Here is an 18806-nt window from a genome sequence, read left to right as displayed (position 1 = left end):
GTGAACACAAATAAAGTTGAACAAATTGAGACACATACCACAAAAGTCTTTAAATATTTACAAGATTATGCTACTTACACAGCTTTACCTACAGAAGAGCAAAAAAATTTTCTACAACAACAAAATCTATCTACTCAACGAAAAGCGCTACTTCTAGATGTTGCACAATATTATTATAAAAATAATAGTGACCATAAGGATATATTACCACGTATTTTGCAAGAGCTAGAAAAATATCCGAATAATAATCAAGAGGTTCAACAAAAAGTCTGTAATGTAACCAGTGTAAGTCCAAAAGTAGTGAAGGCAGTAGCTAGAGCTAGAAGAGATTTGATGAAATGAGAAGATGCATTAAACCCTGATACTATTGATGCAAGTAAAAAATTTGTCCATTCAATTATTGAAGCTATAAAACAACCATATAAAATTGTATTAGATGGTCCACTTAGCTATAAAGCTTATGCTGAAATGAGAATAATACAGTATATGAAAGCACAACTTCCAGATCGTGATAATCAATTAAGTGCAGAAATATAATACATAGGATTGTCTAAATTTTGTTGTATTAGTTGTGATTTAATTATAAATAAAGCAACGAAAAATGTAGATTTGCATTTTACTAATAAGAGTAAACAAAAACACTTAATACCGCTTAATATTACTACTAGCGGAGGAAATGGAGTAGGATATGAATGGGATTTAATAGATGTTATAAGAAAAAATCCTGACTGGTTAGAGGATTTGCTAGGTAAAACAGCATATGCAAAATATAACGCTTTATCAGAACAGGAGAAGAAAATAGCAATTAACGGTATAGTAAGATATATAGGCAAAGGGGAATTAAAGATTAAGGACACCCTGCTTAAAATAAACCCGGAGAAAGAACAGAGCAAAGATAAAGAACATGAACCTTTGAAAAAACAGAGACAAAAGCAATTGACTGCTGACACTTCTTCTATTGAAGCTGAAGCAAAAAATGAACCTAGGCAAAAGATAATTGCTGCTAAGTACAACGGAAAGCTTTAAACGATCAGTCACAAAGCAATATCTCAACTGGGAGATAACTCTATATAGAAGAAAAATCTTTATTTCGCGAGAATAAATGTGTTTCTTTCTTGCTTAAATCTCACTTGGTAAAGTTAAATCCACCTCGCTTAAAATATAGTCCGTTCCAGCTTACGGCATTTAACTAAGCCTTTAAGTTCTTGATCCTTTACATAGGTAATTGTGTTTAAGAAGTCAAGATAAGAGCTAACTTTTTGGCTTTTCCTTGTTTTACAAGTCTTTTATAAAAAGGTTTAACTGCCGAATTATATCTTACAGACGTAACAGTGGCCATATATAATGCTGCCCGCATCGTTTTTCTACCACCTTTAGTTTTTGCTAACCTAACACTTAAACCTGAAAAGCTTGATTTTATGATGCGTCCACCGTTTGATTCATTCATAAAGGTGAAAGAAATTGAAGAATGGCGCACCCGAGAGGAGTCGAACCCCTAACCTTATGATCCGTAGTCATATACTCTATCCAATTGAGCTACGGGTGCCTAAGTTTGAAGTACTTATTTCTAAGCCTTATTTCTTGTTGCTAACATACGAAGAAGCATATATAAAAGCATAGTATTTGTCAAGAAACATAAATTGTTCTTATGTTTCTCTGAATAATAAAATATAAAAAATTACAATTAATAATTGCATTATCATATTATATATTGTATATAGAGGTTCATAAATTGATATGAGAAAAAAATGAATAAAATTAATCATAATTTACTTACTTTGGATTAATATGACTGCACAAGCAGACAATATATCAGAAAGTGCTAAAAAAAATTTAGCAGTAATTAACTCTTGAAATGTTGAGGAAAAGTGGTAGAAAGGTAATGTAATAAATTGTAAGTCGGGAGCAACTTTATTAGAAGAAACAGAAAAATATAATTCTCCTAAGTTAAAGCGTTTGACTCATTGTAGTTGTTTTGCGTATGCTGCTAGTGCAGCCTTGGGGTTTCCAAATCAGTCTCTACCATCCTGAAAGCGATAAAATTTTTATACCTTACTTTATCAAATAAGAAAGCTGAGTGGCTTGAAACAGATCTAATAAAGAACGGATGGCATTTTGTTAAAGCAGGAAATCGTGATGATAGTTTTATTCAAGCACAAAAATTTGCTAATCAAGGATATTTTGTTCTATCGGTATATAACAATGCTAATCCAAAAAGAGCAGGGCATATTGCCGTTGTAGTACCAAGTAGTAAGGATATAGAGAAAATAAAAAATGAAGGACCGGACACGGCTCAAGCTGGTAATATTAATTTTTCCTGTAGCTCTTTGAAAAAGGGTTTTAGGAATAAAAAAGATGCATTTAAAAACAACGAAATAAAATTTTATTATTATAAAATATAACAGATATCAGTAAGGTAACCGGACAGTTTTTATTCTATGTCATTCCCGTGGGGCATTGCCTGTATGGATCGATTTCCTGTTGTCATACCGTGGCTTGACCACGGGATCCCTAAATATGATAAAAAAATACTAGTATGTTTAACTGGACCCAGCAGGTACAGGCTACAGGGTGACAATGGTGGAATCGATCTACGCAGGCAATGTCCTCCTGCAGCAGCGGGCATCCCCAGTGTTTTAAGTTATTTTTTTGGATCCCGTGGTCAAACCACTGTATGACACAGTGGATTTTACTGATTCATGCAACAATGTCTTGCAGGAATGACGCCGATTTATGCAACAACGTCCCTGGTTTGCAGGAATGACATAATCAGCTTTTTTAGTTATTGGCTATTTTAGAGATTTATGCAACAGCATATACCCATGAAATTTCTATGGATCCACTTTAGGAGTTTCGCTGTCTTGGTAAGTTATCATACACAAGATGAGCTAAGCCGGCTATTCTGTTTACTATCCCTGCTGTATTTTCATAAGCAAATTTTGCTGCTTCTATTCCTGTATAAGTCGTATTTTTTAATAACTCAAATGTGTTCTCCGGTGAATATGCAAGAGCTGTTCCAACACAAATCCCCAGAGCAACTGTAGGATGAGCATAAAATCTCCATGCAGCCGTTGATATTGCTGTTTTTACAAATATTCGCATGATAATCTAATATATCAAGTATTGACAAAGTACTTACATTCTTTATAACATTGAAAATGTTTGTATTATGAGTATCAAACTAGATTCTTACGAACAAGATATTGAAGATAATTTTGAAAAGCAGCAAAAAATTGATGATAGAAGTGAAATAGTTTTGCTTCAAAAATTTGCAAAAGCACATCTTAGTAAAAAAAGATCTGTTACTATTAGGATTGCAGAACATGACATAGAAGCAATAAAAATTAAAGCTTCTAAGCATGGTTTGCCTTATCAGACCTATCTTAATATGCTAATTCATTCAGACACTACTAAACTCTAAATATATGACCAAGTATAGGTATAATCATGCAAAGAACGTTAAGTTATTGAATGAGCGTGGTGGTATAGGCTTTGAAGAAATAATACAGTCGATTGCTGACGGTAATTTATTAGATATTAAATTACATCATAATCAAGAGCAATATAAAGGTCAAAAAATTTTATATGTTCAAATGATTGCGCAAGTATATGCAGTACTTTATATAAAAGGTTATAAAGATGCTATTTTCCTGAACACTTTATTTCCTAGCAGAAAAGCAAAAAAGGAATTTTTAAAAGATAAGAAATAATATATGCGTTTTATAGAAGAATTTATAAATAAAGGATATTTCCATCAATGTACCGATTTGGATCGGTTAACTGCTATAACGAAAGAAACAAAAATAGCTGCGTATATAGGCTTTGACTGTACTGCTACATCACTCCACATCGGTAGTTTAATGCAGATAATGATTCTGCGATTGCTTCAGCAGCACGGGCATAAGCCTATTGTAATTATCGGCGGCGGTACGAGTAAAATCGGTGATCCTACTTGGAAAGACGAAGTGCGCAAAATTTTAAGCAAAGAAGATATAGCTAAAAATGCCGAAGGTATTAAAAAATCTTTGTCGAAGTTTATCAAATTCGGTGACGGTAAAAGTGATGCTATTATGCTGGATAACGCAGAGTGGTTAGATTCGTTCAATTATCTAGATTTTCTACGGGATTTTGGTAGCTATTTCTCGGTAAACCGTATGCTGACTATGGATTCGGTAAAACTAAGGCTTGAGCGTGAGCAGCATTTAAGCTTCTTAGAATTTAACTATATGTTATTGCAGGCCTATGATTTTTACTATTTAAGCAAGCATTACAATTGCAGCTTGCAGCTTGGCGGTAGTGATCAGTGGGGCAATATCGTAATGGGAGCCGATTTAATTCGTAAAATAAGCGGCAAAGAAGTATTCGGTATGACGACACCGCTACTTACGACTAGCTCCGGTGCTAAGATGGGCAAGACTGCTGCGGGAGCGGTATGGCTTAATGAAGATTTGCTAAGCCCGTATGATTATTACCAATATTGGCGTAACTGCGAAGATGCCGACATAGTTAGATTTGCGAAATTATATAGCGAGTTCACTCAAGAAGAGCTTAATAGGTTTGAGAGTTTAGCGGCAGAAGATATTAATGCAGCTAAAAAACAGCTTGCTTATGAGCTAACTAAGCTTTGTCACTCGGAGCAGGCAGCAAAATCAGCTCTAGAAACTGCAGTAAAGATATTTGAAGAAGGACAAATCGATGAGAATTTACCTACCGTTGTTTTAGAGCAGGAAGTATTACAAGCAGGTATTAGTGCATATGAATTATTTTATGAAGCAGGGCTTGCTACTTCTAAATCGGAAGCACGCAAGCTTATAAGAGGGAATGGTGCTAAGATAAATGATAGATTAGTCGCAGATGAAAATATGATAATTAACACTAATTTCTTACTCGATAAAAAAGTTATAAAGCTCTCTGCCGGTAAGAAAAGACATATATTGGTTAGGGTTTGAATATTTTTCTAGAGTACCATGTTCCCTTCAGTTGTAGCATTATTGTATGGCTCAAATATATTATGTCTAATTGAAACTGTAACTTTCAATTAGACAAATTGTATATTTTCTATCTAATGGGCCCTTATAACATAAGTTAAATTCAAATTTAAACAGTAATGACTAAAATAAGGCTTGATGAATATTTGCTGCAAAAAGGTTTTGTAACAGATATTACCATAGCACGAAGTTTGATTATCCAAGGTAAAGTACATAATAAGCATGAGCAGTTAATTAAGCCTGGGATACAGGTTAATATAAATGACACCGACATTAAGGTAAAGCTACCGCAGCATAATTATGTTTCAAGAGGGGCATTAAAATTAATTGCCGCTTTGGATTATTTTAAAATTGATCCTGAAAATTTAGTTTGTATTGATATCGGTAGTAGCACCGGCGGTTTTACAGAAGTGTTACTTGAGCGTAAAGCAAAATTAATTTTTGCCGTAGATGTCGGTTATGGCGGACTTCATCCTAAATTACGCGATAATCCACACATTAAGGTGCTTGAGAAGACTAATGCACGATATTTAACCGATAAACAAATAATAACGAAGCCTGATTTAATTGTTTGCGATGCCAGCTTTATTAGTTTAACTACTATATTACCGACTGCACTAAATTTAGTTAAAGAAGATTGCATGCTTATTGCTTTAATAAAACCGCAGTTTGAGGTCGAAAAGCATGAAGTAGAGCAGGGAGGAGTTATTAAAAATCCTCTCTTACATCAAAAAGTATGCGATAAAATCAAAGATTGGCTTGAGAAAGAGCATAATTTTAAAATATTCGGTATAATAGCAAGTCCAATACTAGGAGCTAAGGGGAATCAAGAGTTTTTAATATGCGGAAAAAGAAAAACGCTTATTTTTCTATAGTTTATCCTTAATTTGAATTGTTTTAGTAATAATTGCATCTTCTAATGTATAATTATTTAATGTTTTTATAAATGCTTCACTTGCTTCTTTAATAAAATGTTTAAATTGGTATGAATTTGTAATTCTGCAGCTATTAGTATTTTTATTGAAACATTCTACTATATCCATATTAGGTTCGAATTTTTCTATTATATCTCCCAAATTCATGGAAGAAGGGCTAAATGCTAGCTTAATTCTTCCTCCTTTTCCTTTACTACTATTAATATATCCTAATTGTGCTAATCTATGAATCACTTTTATCAAATGATTAAGGGAAATATTATGGTACTCTGATATCTCTTTTACACTACAAATTCTTTCCGGTGTTGAAGCAAGATATATAAGGCTACGTAATCCGTAGTCGGTAAAACTTGTTAACTGCAAAAATTTTATTTATTTTTACCTTAAAAAAACGTCTATATAAGTCTAGTTACTATAATATGTATTTTAAATGCATATTTGTAGTAAAGGTTATATTATTCAAAAAGGAGTAATTATGTCTAGAACAACTATAGTGAGAGAAATAAGAAAAACTGCTGCGCTATTTAAGAATTTTGATATTACTAAATCTTTAAATTTTTATGGAAATTTAGCAACTAAATATGAAGCAGTGGTAAATGAATTTTTTAATAGTAAGGGTTTTAATACTGAAAAACCTGAGAAAGGAATACAGCCAAATGCAATGAAAAATTTTTTAAATCTTACCGGCAGTAGTATTCTAAAGGTTTTAAGTGCATATAGCGAAACAGATAGAAGTAGATCTTTTAGAAGTGATCCAATCCAAGCATTAGAGAATGATCATAAATGTAAAAGGGCGGTATCAAAAATTGTTGATACATGTAGGGCGTAATATTCCTTCAGAGTGATATCAACCTGTTGCTGAAGAGCTTATATCAAATGTAGATGAGGGTAACAAGCTGGTAACGTAAATATAGTAGGAAAGCATTTTGTAAGTGCTGAAAAGAAGCAATATGATGAATTAAAAGCAAAGTATAATATAGCGAGTTTGAAAGTCATAAAATAAAAATCGAAATAGAAAGTGCTGAACAAAAAGTAATACCGCACAAACATAGGCAAATTATTACTTTTAAAGTAGGAGAAAGATACAGTGAATTTACAGTTATAAAAACCGGTCATGATGAAGAAGGTCATTATTATGAATACTTAATAAAGAAAAATCCTAATGGAACTGTAACAAATTATCTATTTGATTCTGAAAATCATCTGGTAAAAGTACACCCTTCATATATTGAATCGGATATAGAAAACAATAAAGATCTCGTTCTTATCAGCGGCGGGTCGGGAGCAAGCCATTCTATTTCTAGAATTAATAGTATAACAAATGAAGAAAATGTTAAGCTGTCCGCCGTTATGCACATTATTCACTCTACTAGAAATAAAAACAGTGATACATTTCAATTAGATGCAGCTGTAAAAAAATTAACTGATATGGCCGCAATATGCGATACTGAAATTCACTATAAATTTTATACTCAAGATAGTTATAATAATATTAATGAGAACGATAATATACATTATCATACCGGTAGAATAGCTGAAGAATTTTTATTAGGCCTTTTAAAAGGTGAAACTGATGAAATTTGTGGGCCTCATTCTTTTAACGACCATGAGCAGCATATATTAGAAGCGAAAATGGGGGTGATGTGTATACTCAGATTCATGTATAAGCATTTTGTTCATCAGGAGGAGACTATGATTCATCTCTAAGCAGACCAGAGGGATTATCGAGTATTTGCCCCTTTATGAATATGTAGTTTTACAAAAATATAAAGTTAAATATTGCTTATATATTCTAATTAGTGTATTTTGGTTACGGATAAGCATTATAAAAATTATAGATAGGTGGGTTTATCCCACCTTTTTTGTTATAAATATCAAATATGCAAACTATTGAACAACAAATAACAAACGTAATAGAAGAATCCTTGACAGATATGGGGTTTGAGTTAGTTCTTGTGAAGTTTAAAGGTGTTAACCCTAAAGTAGTCGAGATATTGATTGATAGCTTAAACAGCGAAAAAGTATCTGTAGAAGATTGTACTAAAGCAAGTAGGACTATCTCCGCTATTCTAGATGTTGAAGATTTAATAGAAGCTGCATATTCTTTAGAGGTAGCATCAAGCGGTCTTGAACGTCCGTTAGTAAAGTTTGAAAATTATAATAGATTTTTAGAAAGAGAAGTTAAAATCAAACTTAAAGAATTATTGAACGGCAAAACTCGTTATCAGGGTAAAATAATTAAAGCCGAAAATAATAAAATATATTTAAAATGTGAGGAACAAGAAGTACTAATTGATTATGATTTAATTAAAAATGCTAATCTAGTGTTAACTGAAGAAGTATTTAAAAAATTGCTAAAGCAATAAGAGATAATATATGTCTAATGTAGGTAATGTAGAAATTTTACAAATTATAGATTCTGTGGCTCGTGAGAAAGGAATATCAAAAGAAATTTTGATTTCAACGGTTGAACAAGCGGTACAAGCAGCAGGACGAAAAAAATACGGTAATGAATATAATATTAAAGCTCAGATAAATAGGAAAACCGGTGAGATAAATCTTTTAAGGATCTTAAAAATAGTAGAAGATGTAGAAGATTACTTAACGCAAATCTCACTTGAAGAAGCTTTAATAAAGAATCCGGAAGCTAAAATCGGTGATGAGATATATGAATATTTACCGCCGATTGATCATGCTAGAGTATCGGCTCAAGCTGCAAAACAAGTTATAACGCAACGTGTTATAGAAGCTGAACGTGAAAAACAATATCATGACTTTAAAGATAGAAAAGGCGAAATTATAAATGGGATAGTTAAGAGAATAGAATACGGTGATATAATAGTTGACCTGAGTCGTGCTGAAGCAATAATAAAAAAAGATCAATTAATTAAGGGGGAGAATTTTAAACCTAATGATCGTATAAAAGCATATGTACAGGATGTAAGGCAAGAAACAAAAGGACCACAGATTTTCTTGTCTAGAGTAGATAACCAGATGCTAGTTAAACTATTTAAGCTAGAAGTACCTGAAATTCTTGAATCTATTATTCAAATAAAATCAGTAGCACGTGATCCCGGTTCAAAAGCAAAAATAGCGGTATTTGCTTCGGATAGTAGTATAGATCCCGTAGGCTCATGCGTAGGTATTAGAGGTAATAGAGTAAAAGCCGTAACAAATGAATTAAACGGAGAGAAAATTGATATAGTATTATGGAGTAATGATCTTGCACAGTTTATAGTTAATGCTCTTGCACCGCTTGCACCTGGGGAAATCACAAAAATTTTGATTGATGAGGATAGGCATAAGGTAGAAGTAGTAGTTTCGCAAGAAAATCAAAGTATTGCAATAGGTAGAAGAGGGCAGAATGTTCGTTTAGCTTCTCAGCTTACAGGTTGGAATATCGATATAATGACCGAAGAGCAAGAATCAAAAAGAAGAAATGAAGAGTTCTTAACTTCTACGGCATTATTTATGGAAGCTTTAGATGTTGAAGAAGTTATAGGTCAGCTTTTATCGGTAACGGGATTTAATTCAGTAGAACAAATTGCTAGTAGTGAGATTAGTACTTTAACAAGAATTGAAGGCTTTGAGGAAGAACTTGCCGTAGAGATTAAAAATCGAGCTATTAATTACGTTGACCTTAAGAATGAAAAGATTATCAAAAAGCTAGAGGATCTAGGAGTTGAGCAAGAATTAATAGATATATTAGAATTATCGCTTGAATTAATATTACAATTTGCCGAATATGGTATAAAGACCATAGAAGATTTAGGAGAGATGAGTGTAAATGAATTTAAAAATTTAGCTCCAAATTCTAATATAACGGACGAAAATATTAAATTGCTGATTAAAACTGCTAGACAGCATGGTGCATTGAAGGATAGTTAGTGGGTTGAATGTAGGGTGTATGTCATTCCTGCGAAAGCAGGCATCCAGAATAAATAGCTTAGTAATTACGGCGTCCTTGAAAAATAAACCTATAAAAATAAGTTTTTTTTATAAATTTTAGTGGATTCCCGCTTGCGCGGGAATGACATAAACGAGCCATGCGAGCAACGCCGCTTTTAGCTAGGAATGACATAATCAAGTAGTAGATGGAAAAAACAGAAACACAAAGGTTTTAAATATGACGGATAACCAGGAAATCAAACCCAAAAAGTTGACACTTGGCAATTCAAAATTATCGCTTAATAAGTCTTTTGACTCTCTTACAGGAGCTCAAAGCTTTGTTAATGCTAAATCTAAAACGCTAGTAGAAGTTAGAAAAAGCTCTACCGGTAGTGCTACTACCCTCTCATTAAATAAAGAGAGGAATAGCTTAGATCAAACTGTTATTGATGCTAATAAGGAAGAATTTAACAGACGTTTATCTATTCTTAAAAAAGCTGCTGAGCAATCTCAATTAAATGACCCTTCAAAAATAAGCACTTTAAGCAAACTTGCAAGTATTAACCAGTCTGCTAACTCCAAAATAGAACCGCTAGAAACTGATAAAGAAGTTGAACAAAAACAGCAAAATACCGAAGACAATAAAGTAGAAGTTAGTGCTAAAATCGTTCAAGATGATAAAGATATACCGTCACAAATACCTAAAAAGAAAGAAGAAACTTTTGTAAAGTCTCCTTTAGTAGGAATGCGAACACGTTACGGTATAGAATCAGAGAAAGAATTAGATAAAACAGCAGATAGTAAAATAATAGCACCAAAAATTAAGCTAGAAGAGCCAAAAAAAATCAAAAAAGCCGATCTTTTCAATATGCTTAGCGACGACGAAAGCGGCAGCTGTAGAACTAGAAGTCTTGCTTCTATAAAAAGAGCTAGAGAAAAAGAAAAGCGTAAATTAGCATCACAAGCACCTGAGAAAGTATATAGAGAAGTGACGATCCCGGAAGTTATCGGAGTCGGCGATCTTGCAAATGCTATGTCTGAAAGAGTGGCTGATGTAATTAAAGAATTAATGAAACTCGGTATTCTTGCAAATGCTAGCCAAACAATAGATGCCGATACGGCAGAACTAGTTGCAACAAATTTAGGGCATACGGTAAAAAGAGTCCAAGAGTCAGATGTTGAAAATGTTTTAATTAGTGATGATAAGGTTGAGGATTTAAGAACGCGTGCTCCGGTTGTGACGGTAATGGGTCATGTCGATCATGGTAAAACCTCATTGCTTGACGCTCTTAAGTCTACAGATGTTGCTGCAGGTGAGCTAGGCGGAATTACACAACATATTGGGGCTTATAGAGTAACTCTTGCAGACGGTAGAGCAATTACTTTTATTGATACTCCGGGGCATGAAGCTTTTTCGGAAATGCGGTCAAGAGGTGCTAAAGTAACGGATATAGTTATTATAGTGGTCGCAGCAGATGATGGAATCAAAACGCAAACGGTTGAGGCAATTAATCATGCGAAAGCAGCGGGCGTTCCTATAATTGTAGCTATTAATAAGATTGATAAGCCTGATATTGATATTGAACGTGTAAAGAACGAATTATATGTCCATGAAATTATCGGCGAAGAGGTAGGTGGTGACGTTATGATTATTCCTATCTCGGCACTAAAGAAAATTAACTTAGATAAACTTGAAGAAGCAATTTTATTAATTGCAGAAATGCAGGATTTAAAGGCAAATCCTTTCGGTTCAGCTGCCGGTGTTGTAATCGAGTCAAAAATTGAACAAGGAAGAGGAACGCTAACCACTATATTAGTGCAGCGAGGTACTTTAAGAAACAGTGATATTATAATAGCTGGTACTGCTTACGGTAAAGTTAAAAAGATGACTAATGATAAGGGACTAGAAATAGTAGAAGCAACTCCGTCTGTTCCTGTAGAAATTCAGGGGTTAAATGAAGTGCCTTTTGCCGGCGATAAATTTAACATAGTACAAAATGAGAAACAAGCAAAAGATATAGCCGAATATAGAATGCGTCTTGCTAAAGAAAAAAAAATATCTATTGCACCGCGTTCAAGTTTAGAAGATTTGTTTTTAAAAGCTTCCGGTAATAGTAAAATTAAGGAATTACCTTTAATTATTAAAGGTGATGTTCAAGGGTCGGTTGAAGCTATTTCAGGTAGCTTATTAAAATTACCGAGTGATGAGATAAAGCTTCGTATACTTCATAGTGGCGTAGGTCCGATAACGGAATCCGATGTATCTCTTGCACATGCTTCTTCGGCTATTATTGTCAGCTTTAACGTTAGAGCAGGGGCAAATGCCTTAACTGCCGCAGAAAAAGAAAAAGTCGATATTCGATATTATAGTATAATATATCATTTAATTGATGATATAAAAGCCATTATGAGCGGTATGCTTGAGCCGATCGTTAGAGAGCAGTATATCGGAAGCGCAGAAATTAGACAAATATTTAATATTACCAAAGTTGGCAAAATCGCCGGTAGCTATGTAACTAAAGGGATTATTAAGAAAGGAGCAGGCGTACGCTTATTACGTGATAATGTAGTCATTCATGAAGGAAAACTCAAAACTTTAAAACGCTTTAAAGATGAAGTTAAAGAAGTTAGAGAAGGATATGAGTGTGGTATAGCATTTGAAAATTACGAAGATATTAGAGAAGGAGACACAGTTGAAGTTTTTGAGCTAATTCAAGAACAAAGACAATTATAATATACTCGTTGAACTTCAAAAATTGCCTACATTATCATACAAGTACTGCGGCGTTGTTGCATGGATACTACTAAATCGTCATTGCGAGTAGTTGTAGACTGTATGGCAATCTCATGCAATAATAACAAACTCCTGAGATTGCTTCGTCAATTACTTCGTAATTTCCTTGCAATGACGAAAAGTTAGAACCACGCAACAACGTCCTGCTTTCGCGGGCATGACATTTAGTAGAATATCCCTTTTTGATTAATCAATTTTAAGTAAAATATAATAAAAAGTTAATAATTATTAGCCTTTATCTTGACCTCCTCATAATTTCTATTATAATGCAATGTTGATTATTGTAATCAGAAATGAGGAAAAATTATGGCCATAACATCAATTTTTAATAAGTTACAAAATTTAATCCCAAATAATACCTCTCCAAAGTCGGCCTCCTATCTTGCTAACGATGAATTTGAGTTTATAACTTTTCCTACTAAGCAAGAAGAAAATACTGATTTTTTAGCAGCGTTAGATAATTCAATTAAGCAGTATGACGAAAAAAGTGCAAGATGTAATAAAAAAATAGTAGAAGCTCAAGCTAAAGATCCTTTTTTAAATTCTAAAATAATCTTCCAAGAAGCAGTAAAAGGTCAGCCAGATACTCTAGGCATCTCTCAAATCAGATTTACAGATCTTTTAAATAAGCTTGATGGTAGTGAAAAAGTAACTAACACACCTAAAAGTAAAGGTTTTTTCAGTACATTTAGTTCATCATTAAAAACAGTTTATGATTCCGGAGTAAAGAGTTTTAATATTATAAAAAATACATCTAGTATTCTTTCTTCTAAAGTTGCTGAAACTTTTAATTTTGTGAGTAATAAAGTTTTTTCTTATTTAAATAATAATGCTGAAGACACATTTAATCTCTTAGATCAACTAGAAACTCTTCCTGATCATGAGTTAGTAGAAGCAATTTTAAACACGTCTGAAAATGCATTAGATGAAGTTTTTGAAAAGATAACATATAAAAAATTGGTAGAATTAATTAATAATATTTCCGATGAACAAGCACAAAAATTAGTTCATTATATTTTGCCGGAGCATTTTGAAAAATTAATGCAATTTATTCCATTAGATAAATTAAATACATATATCGATACTACCCTTTCTTTAGAAAAGCTTACCGAGCAGGAACTAAAAAAATTATCAGATGAGGATATTTCTGATGAACAGCTTGAAAATATAATTATTTTAGCAGGAGAAGAAAAGCTTGCAGAAAATTTTGATATTATTCCAAATAAAAATTTATTAAGAATCATGAGTCATATTTCAAATGATAAGCTAGCACCAATAATTTCGCACGCCTCAGATGAAAGTCTAGTAAGAATCATTGATATTATTAACTCGGATAATCATGATTTATCGAAATCATTAGTTGGGCAAATAATAGCCTTAATACACGACAAGAAGTGTGTAAAACAAGAATCAGGTGCAGTCTCTGATAGTGATTCCGGATTCTTTGATTATGAAGATGAAATAAAAGTATCAGGCAATCAAGTAGAACACTCTAATAGTGATTTTACTATGAAATTATCTTATCATTTTGGAGTCTTTAATTATGAAGATGATGTAGTATACTTATAATAAAGCTCTTATGTCATTTCGTTGATTATAGAAATCCAGTAAATGGATTCCTACTTTTAACTAGGAATGGCATAATTGATTGCGATTTTAGCATCAGGAGGGCGTATGTATAGTGGCTCGATAGAGCTATTTAATTTTACATCGCTCGACAATCTACTAGCAATATATCTACAGGTAACCCAAGCTTTAACTCGTGCAAAACGTGGCAAGGTTATTATATTCGGCAAATGCATAATTTGGTGATATATAAATTCAAGTCCGCTACCGCAACAAACTATATTTTCTTTCTCATTTGTAAGCAGTTTTATAGCATACTCGAAATCTATCAATAACGGCTCTTCTATTTGTCCTGATTTATGAAAAACTTGCATATAAAGCTGTGAGCGATAAGCGTTTAAAAAGACATATATTTTATCATAATCTTTAACTTGAGTTATGGCTCTAAAATAAGCATATTCAAAATTGCTAACCGCTACTGCTTTAATATTCTCCTTGGAAAATAATATACCTTTAGCACTAGCAAGTCCTATTCTAATGCCGGTAAAGCTACCGGGTCCGTTAGTTACAGCTAAATAATCTAAATCATCATATGAACATTTAGCTGATTTCATCACGTCTTCTATCATCGGCATTAGATTTTCTGCTTGCATAGAAGGACGTAATTCTTCTATACATGCAAGGATATTCTCATTTTCGGATATTGCTACCGATGCAGTATTATTGGCTGTGTCAAATGCTAGTATTTTCATAGATTATTATTTGAATAAGTCACTATGTGTACCGGTATGTATATAGATAGTGTACCAGGAAATTTTTGAAAAGCCCTTATGTCATTAAATCTTGATTTTAAAGATTTTTTTTATTATATTACTTTCTTCTTGAGTAAAGCTTTTAAGAAGCTTTACTCAACTGGATTCTCGCTTTCGCAGGAATGACATGGAATAAAATAGTAGAGGTTTGCAGAATCATATTAAATTAAGGTTTTTATACATTTCTTTATACGCAGAATATTTATTAATATTTATTGCTGATTCTTCTAATATTTTTATTGATTCTGCATTTAATGCTTTTTCCTGTGCTATTTTATGATATATCGCTTCTCTTACAAAATTCATAATAGTATCATTTTGCAGTGTGAACTTTAAGAAAATGATGTAATTCGTTTGGTATATCTATGCTTAGTCTAGTCATATTACATACTTATTTAAGTAATTACTTAAGTAAGTATATCATAAAATAAGAAAAATAAAAGTAAAAATATAGTCTCTAAAAATTATTTAAAGTATATTCAATAAAAGTTTGGCGTGCTTCAACCTGTCTATTATTATGAAATAAATATCTATTAAAAAAATAGTTTGTTAGAGCTAAAGCTTGCCGTTTTTCTTCTAATGTAATCTCACTATTATCTGAAAGTAAAAATCTTGGTAACATCAATAATTTATCTTTATAAGGTTTTCCTACTTCATATGATAATGCTCTAGCTGATTTAGGTGATACATAGATTAAATCAGTTGTAACATGGCTCACGCCGCACTTGGTAAGATCAAGCTTATAACCCGTCTCGGCAAGTAAAGCTAGCTCAAAATTAATATAATCACGAAAACAAAAATGCTTTGATAAATTATCTAAATAGTTAATTAGAAATGAAAAAAATTTAGAATGTTCTTCTCTTTCATGAAATAACTCTTTGATTAAAGATATAACGGAATTAAAAGCATATAATTTAGTTTTATTTGTGATAAAATAACCGGTGTAAGATTTAATGAGTTCACATTTAGCCATGCCAATATGTTCATGTAATCTTGCCTGCCAAAGAAAATCTATAATATTCCCTTCTTGATATATAAATTTACTTTTTTTAGAAAATTCTTTTACAACTCCTGAATATAAACCATGATTTTTAGTAAAAACCGTAATAATAAATGTATTTTCTTTCAAAGGTTTTTTAGCAATTATTACTCCTATATCTTTGATATTCATGGTTTTTTTATTAAATTGTTGTCATTGCAAGGAAAATTACGGAGTAATTGACGAAGCAATCCAGTAAAAAATGCTAATTTTTAGCATTTTTTTAATTATTTTCTGGATTGCCGTGCTCCTTTCAGTCGCTCGCAATGACGGTTTGATATCCGTACAACAACCCCATAGCTTCCTCAGAATTCCCTGTATATGATATATTCTTATACCCTAGTTTGATTGCAGTAAATAAAGCGGCGTGATCCTCTCCTACATTTACGGTAAGATCTAAAACTTTTTCTGGAAATTCTTTACTTAGAGTTTTAAACATGTAATCAATTGCTAGCATACCGTAATATTTTACGCTAGAGGCATGATTTGTTAATATCAGCTGTTCTTCTACACTAGATAAAAAATTACGTGCTTCTTCCAAATTTCTTATTTCATAAACTATACTCATTTAATTATCTCTTTTAGGTCCTTTAAATGTGAGACGGAAGATATAAAGTCATACGTTAAATTTTCAAATTTAGAGCAGATAATCTTATTAAATCCAAGTTTTACGGCTTCTTTTATTCTTGTTTCTGCTTTTGCGGTTTTTCTTATTTCACCCGATAAGCTTATTTCGCCGAAAAAGACGCTATGTTCGGGTACAGGGTTGCCGGTTGCAGCAGATATTAAGCTCGCTGTTACTGCTAAATCAGAAGCAGGATCGGCAATTTTAAGTCCCCCCGCAATGCTTAAATATACCTCATAATTAGCAAGATTCAGTCCTATCCTACTACTAAGCACGGCAAGTATCATTGATAACCTATTAGCATCCCAGCCCACCGCAGAGCGTCTAGGAGTTACCATATTTGAGGGTACTATAAGGGCTTGTACTTCCATAAGTAACGGTCTTGAACCTTCGATTCCTGCAAAAATAGACGTACCTATAACGTTCTGTTCTCGCTGCATTAAAAATAGTTCAGACGGATTTGTTACTTCAATAAGCCCGCTGCCGTTCATCTCAAATACTCCTATTTCACCCACACCGCCAAAACGATTTTTATATGAGCGTAAAATACGGAAATGATTATTATGATCTCCCTCAAAATATAGCACGGTATCCACTAAATGTTCAAGTATCTTAGGACCTGCTAGTTGTCCGTCTTTAGTGACGTGACAGCTTAATAAAATAATTATATTGTTTTGCTTAGCATAATTAACAAGCTCATTTGCACATGTACGAATTTGCGAAACAGTGCCTGGAGGCGATGATAATTCTTTTGTGGTAATTGTTTGAATAGAATCAATCACTATTAAATCAATATTATTTTTATTAGCTTCTATACTCGCAATAATATCTTCCAAATTAGTAGCTGCTAAAATATCGGTATTATAGTTAGTTAGGTTTAGCCTTATGGCCCTTAATTTTATTTGGTCTAACGATTCTTCGCCCGTTATATATAAGCAATTCATCTTTGATGCAAAGTTACTTGCTGCTAGCTGTAGTAACAAAGTAGATTTGCCTATACCAGGGTCTCCTCCTATTAATATAGCAGAACCAAGCACTAAACCGCCGCCTAGTACTCTATTGAATTCACCGATAGGGGTAGGGATGCGTAACTGCTCGGTTACATGCCCTGAAAGTTTATCGAAGTCTTGCTTGCTACCGACTTTAACAATTGCTTGATTTGTACTTATTATCTCTTCGACAATACTACCCCATACACCGCAATCAAAGCACTGCCCTGACCATTTAGGACTAATATTTCCACAGTTAGAACATATGTAATGTTTTTTGGTCATGTTTGTTTTTTAATGTCTTGTTATGCGGTTCTATGTCATTCCCACGAAAGCGGGAATCCAGAAAAAATAACCTTAATACAGGTACAAAATTACATACTATTAATAAAATAAAAATATAAAAACAAGTTTTTATATTTTATATGTTTTACTGGATTCCCGCCTGCGCGGGAATGACGGTAAAGCTCAAAACCAACAGCTTACTCTTACCATATAGTTTTTCACGTATAATTTCAATATTTTCATCTAAAATATAATCATCTGTTTTAGCCATCTCAATAACTATAATAGCACCGTCTTTGAGCCAATTATTTTTTATCAGCAGTTTCATTACTTTAGGCACTATATTTTTATGATAAGGGGGGTCTATAAAGACAAGATCAAATGATTTATTAGACATCTTCCCAAACTTCGCTTCTAGAGGTAATTTAGACGTTGATCCGGTACTCGCATCCTCACGTACTAGTGTGTACGCTGCGGTGCTGTGTTCCGTGTCTCCTTGAGATCCCTCTCTATAAGCTGGTTTAAAAAGATGTCTAGTAGCTTTCGTTAGATTTAAAGCATTAATATTAACAAAATTAACATTATTTTCAATGTTTAGAGATTTAGCAAATCCTTCTGCTATTTTTAATGAGGATGTATCAATATCAATTAAGGTAGCAAAGCCTGCTCCTCTTGATAGGCTCTCAAAAGCAAGGCTACCACTACCGGCAAATAAATCGAGAATGTGAGTATTTTCGTTAAATAATTTATTACCGGTAAACTCACCGGAGGTTAATATACTAAATATTGCCTCTTTGAGTTTACCGGTGGAAGGTCGATATTTGATATTTTTAGCGGTAGGTATAATTTGGTTTCTATATTTACCGGATATTATTTTTAACACTT

At 32.9% G+C, this 18806-nt stretch carries 21 protein-coding genes, 1 tRNA gene and 1 pseudogene; 12 read left to right on the top strand and 11 right to left on the bottom strand.

The annotated features are described in order from the left end of the window. Both BTU51_RS09305 and BTU51_RS04780 read left to right on the top strand, forming a co-directional pair. A complete protein-coding gene (locus BTU51_RS09305) occupies positions 1-342 on the top strand; it encodes a hypothetical protein (protein ID WP_012262464.1) in 342 nt (113 codons plus the stop codon). A 204-nt stretch (positions 343-546) separates the two neighbouring features. Then, the gene (locus tag BTU51_RS04780) at positions 547-1026 is read left to right on the top strand and encodes a hypothetical protein (RefSeq protein ID WP_012151005.1); all 480 of its coding nucleotides are present in this window, start codon (positions 547-549) and stop codon (positions 1024-1026) included. A gap of 205 nt (positions 1027-1231) precedes the next feature. Here BTU51_RS04780 and BTU51_RS10195 read toward each other — a convergent pair whose 3' ends face one another. The 3 genes from BTU51_RS10195 to BTU51_RS04755 all read right to left on the bottom strand — a co-directional run bounded on the left by BTU51_RS10195 (position 1232) and on the right by BTU51_RS04755 (position 3102). Further along, positions 1232-1447 carry a transposase gene (locus BTU51_RS10195; protein WP_012151004.1) on the bottom strand — a complete coding sequence of 72 codons (216 nt, stop codon included), beginning with the start codon at positions 1445-1447 and terminating at the stop codon, positions 1232-1234. A 22-nt stretch (positions 1448-1469) separates the two neighbouring features. Continuing rightward, a tRNA-Arg gene (locus BTU51_RS04770) sits at positions 1470-1546 on the bottom strand. 1298 nt (positions 1547-2844) lie between these two features. Then, complete coding sequence (locus tag BTU51_RS04755; protein ID WP_012151002.1) at positions 2845-3102, bottom strand: hypothetical protein; 258 nt, start codon at positions 3100-3102, stop codon at positions 2845-2847. A gap of 67 nt (positions 3103-3169) precedes the next feature. On the opposite strand from BTU51_RS04755, the gene BTU51_RS04750 reads away from it, so the two are divergent. The 4 genes from BTU51_RS04750 (at position 3170) to BTU51_RS04735 (ending at position 5863) form a co-directional block, all read left to right on the top strand. Further along, on the top strand, positions 3170-3421 hold the full coding sequence (locus BTU51_RS04750) for a CopG family antitoxin (protein WP_012151001.1): 252 nt from the start codon (positions 3170-3172) through the stop codon (positions 3419-3421). A 4-nt stretch (positions 3422-3425) separates the two neighbouring features. Beyond that, complete coding sequence (locus tag BTU51_RS04745; protein WP_012262463.1) at positions 3426-3710, top strand: hypothetical protein; 285 nt, start codon at positions 3426-3428, stop codon at positions 3708-3710. A 3-nt stretch (positions 3711-3713) separates the two neighbouring features. After that, positions 3714-4949, top strand: coding sequence for a tyrosine--tRNA ligase (tyrS, locus tag BTU51_RS04740; protein ID WP_012150999.1), 1236 nt, complete (start codon positions 3714-3716; stop codon positions 4947-4949). 158 nt (positions 4950-5107) lie between these two features. Then, a complete protein-coding gene (locus BTU51_RS04735) occupies positions 5108-5863 on the top strand; it encodes a TlyA family RNA methyltransferase (protein WP_012150998.1) in 756 nt (251 codons plus the stop codon). Here the strand turns inward: BTU51_RS04735 and BTU51_RS04730 are convergent. Next, complete coding sequence (locus BTU51_RS04730; RefSeq protein WP_012150997.1) at positions 5858-6286, bottom strand: Rrf2 family transcriptional regulator; 429 nt, start codon at positions 6284-6286, stop codon at positions 5858-5860. The genes BTU51_RS04735 and BTU51_RS04730 overlap by 6 nt on opposite strands. 112 nt (positions 6287-6398) lie before the next feature. Here BTU51_RS04730 and BTU51_RS09295 point away from each other — a divergent pair, with 112 nt between their 5' ends. From BTU51_RS09295 to BTU51_RS04695, 6 genes are all read left to right on the top strand, one after another. Beyond that, positions 6399-6752: a hypothetical protein gene (locus BTU51_RS09295; RefSeq protein WP_230453538.1), complete on the top strand. Its 354-nt coding sequence runs from the start codon at positions 6399-6401 to the stop codon at positions 6750-6752. Between the two features lie 521 nt (positions 6753-7273). Further along, the gene (locus BTU51_RS04720; protein WP_012150995.1) at positions 7274-7630 is read left to right on the top strand and encodes a ferredoxin reductase domain-containing protein; all 357 of its coding nucleotides are present in this window, start codon (positions 7274-7276) and stop codon (positions 7628-7630) included. 173 nt (positions 7631-7803) lie between these two features. Beyond that, positions 7804-8289 (top strand): ribosome maturation factor RimP, encoded by a 486-nt coding sequence (rimP, locus tag BTU51_RS04715; protein ID WP_012150994.1) that lies wholly within the window; start codon positions 7804-7806, stop codon positions 8287-8289. A gap of 10 nt (positions 8290-8299) precedes the next feature. Then, positions 8300-9811 (top strand): transcription termination factor NusA, encoded by a 1512-nt coding sequence (gene nusA / locus BTU51_RS04710; protein ID WP_012150993.1) that lies wholly within the window; start codon positions 8300-8302, stop codon positions 9809-9811. A 238-nt stretch (positions 9812-10049) separates the two neighbouring features. Next, positions 10050-12545 (top strand): translation initiation factor IF-2, encoded by a 2496-nt coding sequence (gene infB, locus BTU51_RS04705; protein WP_012150992.1) that lies wholly within the window; start codon positions 10050-10052, stop codon positions 12543-12545. A 366-nt stretch (positions 12546-12911) separates the two neighbouring features. Beyond that, positions 12912-14174, top strand: coding sequence for a hypothetical protein (locus BTU51_RS04695; RefSeq protein ID WP_012150991.1), 1263 nt, complete (start codon positions 12912-12914; stop codon positions 14172-14174). A 56-nt stretch (positions 14175-14230) separates the two neighbouring features. On the opposite strand, the gene tsaB is transcribed toward BTU51_RS04695, so the two are convergent. The 7 genes and pseudogenes from tsaB to BTU51_RS04670 all read right to left on the bottom strand — a co-directional run bounded on the left by tsaB (position 14231) and on the right by BTU51_RS04670 (position 18804). Next, positions 14231-14923 (bottom strand): tRNA (adenosine(37)-N6)-threonylcarbamoyltransferase complex dimerization subunit type 1 TsaB, encoded by a 693-nt coding sequence (tsaB, locus tag BTU51_RS04690; protein ID WP_012150990.1) that lies wholly within the window; start codon positions 14921-14923, stop codon positions 14231-14233. 216 nt (positions 14924-15139) lie between these two features. Next, positions 15140-15289: a hypothetical protein gene (locus BTU51_RS08595; RefSeq protein WP_012150989.1), complete on the bottom strand. Its 150-nt coding sequence runs from the start codon at positions 15287-15289 to the stop codon at positions 15140-15142. Between the two features lie 151 nt (positions 15290-15440). Next, a complete protein-coding gene (recO, locus tag BTU51_RS04685) occupies positions 15441-16154 on the bottom strand; it encodes a DNA repair protein RecO (RefSeq protein WP_012150988.1) in 714 nt (237 codons plus the stop codon). A 20-nt stretch (positions 16155-16174) separates the two neighbouring features. After that, positions 16175-16303 (bottom strand): annotated as a pseudogene (locus BTU51_RS09995) (lytic transglycosylase domain-containing protein); the annotation flags it as partial. After that, positions 16276-16590, bottom strand: a complete 315-nt coding sequence (locus BTU51_RS04680) for a hypothetical protein (RefSeq protein ID WP_012262461.1) — start codon at positions 16588-16590, stop codon at positions 16276-16278. The gene BTU51_RS04680 and the pseudogene BTU51_RS09995, both read right to left, overlap by 28 nt. Then, positions 16587-17921 carry a DNA repair protein RadA gene (radA, locus tag BTU51_RS04675; protein ID WP_012150986.1) on the bottom strand — a complete coding sequence of 445 codons (1335 nt, stop codon included), beginning with the start codon at positions 17919-17921 and terminating at the stop codon, positions 16587-16589. Before radA ends, BTU51_RS04680 begins: the two co-directional genes overlap by 4 nt. Positions 17922-18066: 145 nt before the next feature. Next, complete coding sequence (locus tag BTU51_RS04670) at positions 18067-18804, bottom strand: RsmD family RNA methyltransferase (RefSeq protein ID WP_012150985.1); 738 nt, start codon at positions 18802-18804, stop codon at positions 18067-18069. Positions 18805-18806: the final 2 nt, after the last annotated feature.

This window comes from Rickettsia rickettsii, from assembly GCF_001951015.1.
GTDB classification, from domain to species: Bacteria; Pseudomonadota; Alphaproteobacteria; order Rickettsiales; family Rickettsiaceae; genus Rickettsia; species Rickettsia rickettsii.
The sequence above is the reverse complement of the archived record's forward strand: the minus strand, read 5'-3'. Positions and strand labels throughout refer to the sequence as shown.

Bases quoted from the DNA above. Each gene is read 5' to 3' on its own strand.
- BTU51_RS10195 (WP_012151004.1), bottom strand. From the start codon at position 1,447: ATGAATGAATCAAACGGTGGACGCATCATAAAATCAAGCTTTTCAGGT.
- BTU51_RS04755 (WP_012151002.1), bottom strand. From the start codon at position 3,102: ATGCGAATATTTGTAAAAACAGCAATATCAACGGCTGCATGGAGATTT.
- BTU51_RS04750 (WP_012151001.1), top strand. From the start codon at position 3,170: ATGAGTATCAAACTAGATTCTTACGAACAAGATATTGAAGATAATTTT.
- BTU51_RS04745 (WP_012262463.1), top strand. From the start codon at position 3,426: ATGACCAAGTATAGGTATAATCATGCAAAGAACGTTAAGTTATTGAAT.
- tyrS (WP_012150999.1), top strand. From the start codon at position 3,714: ATGCGTTTTATAGAAGAATTTATAAATAAAGGATATTTCCATCAATGT.
- BTU51_RS04735 (WP_012150998.1), top strand. From the start codon at position 5,108: ATGACTAAAATAAGGCTTGATGAATATTTGCTGCAAAAAGGTTTTGTA.
- BTU51_RS09295 (WP_230453538.1), top strand. From the start codon at position 6,399: ATGTCTAGAACAACTATAGTGAGAGAAATAAGAAAAACTGCTGCGCTA.
- BTU51_RS04720 (WP_012150995.1), top strand. From the start codon at position 7,274: ATGCACATTATTCACTCTACTAGAAATAAAAACAGTGATACATTTCAA.
- rimP (WP_012150994.1), top strand. From the start codon at position 7,804: ATGCAAACTATTGAACAACAAATAACAAACGTAATAGAAGAATCCTTG.
- nusA (WP_012150993.1), top strand. From the start codon at position 8,300: ATGTCTAATGTAGGTAATGTAGAAATTTTACAAATTATAGATTCTGTG.
- infB (WP_012150992.1), top strand. From the start codon at position 10,050: ATGACGGATAACCAGGAAATCAAACCCAAAAAGTTGACACTTGGCAAT.
- BTU51_RS04695 (WP_012150991.1), top strand. From the start codon at position 12,912: ATGGCCATAACATCAATTTTTAATAAGTTACAAAATTTAATCCCAAAT.
- tsaB (WP_012150990.1), bottom strand. From the start codon at position 14,923: ATGAAAATACTAGCATTTGACACAGCCAATAATACTGCATCGGTAGCA.
- BTU51_RS08595 (WP_012150989.1), bottom strand. From the start codon at position 15,289: ATGAATTTTGTAAGAGAAGCGATATATCATAAAATAGCACAGGAAAAA.
- recO (WP_012150988.1), bottom strand. From the start codon at position 16,154: ATGAATATCAAAGATATAGGAGTAATAATTGCTAAAAAACCTTTGAAA.
- BTU51_RS04680 (WP_012262461.1), bottom strand. From the start codon at position 16,590: ATGAGTATAGTTTATGAAATAAGAAATTTGGAAGAAGCACGTAATTTT.
- radA (WP_012150986.1), bottom strand. From the start codon at position 17,921: ATGACCAAAAAACATTACATATGTTCTAACTGTGGAAATATTAGTCCT.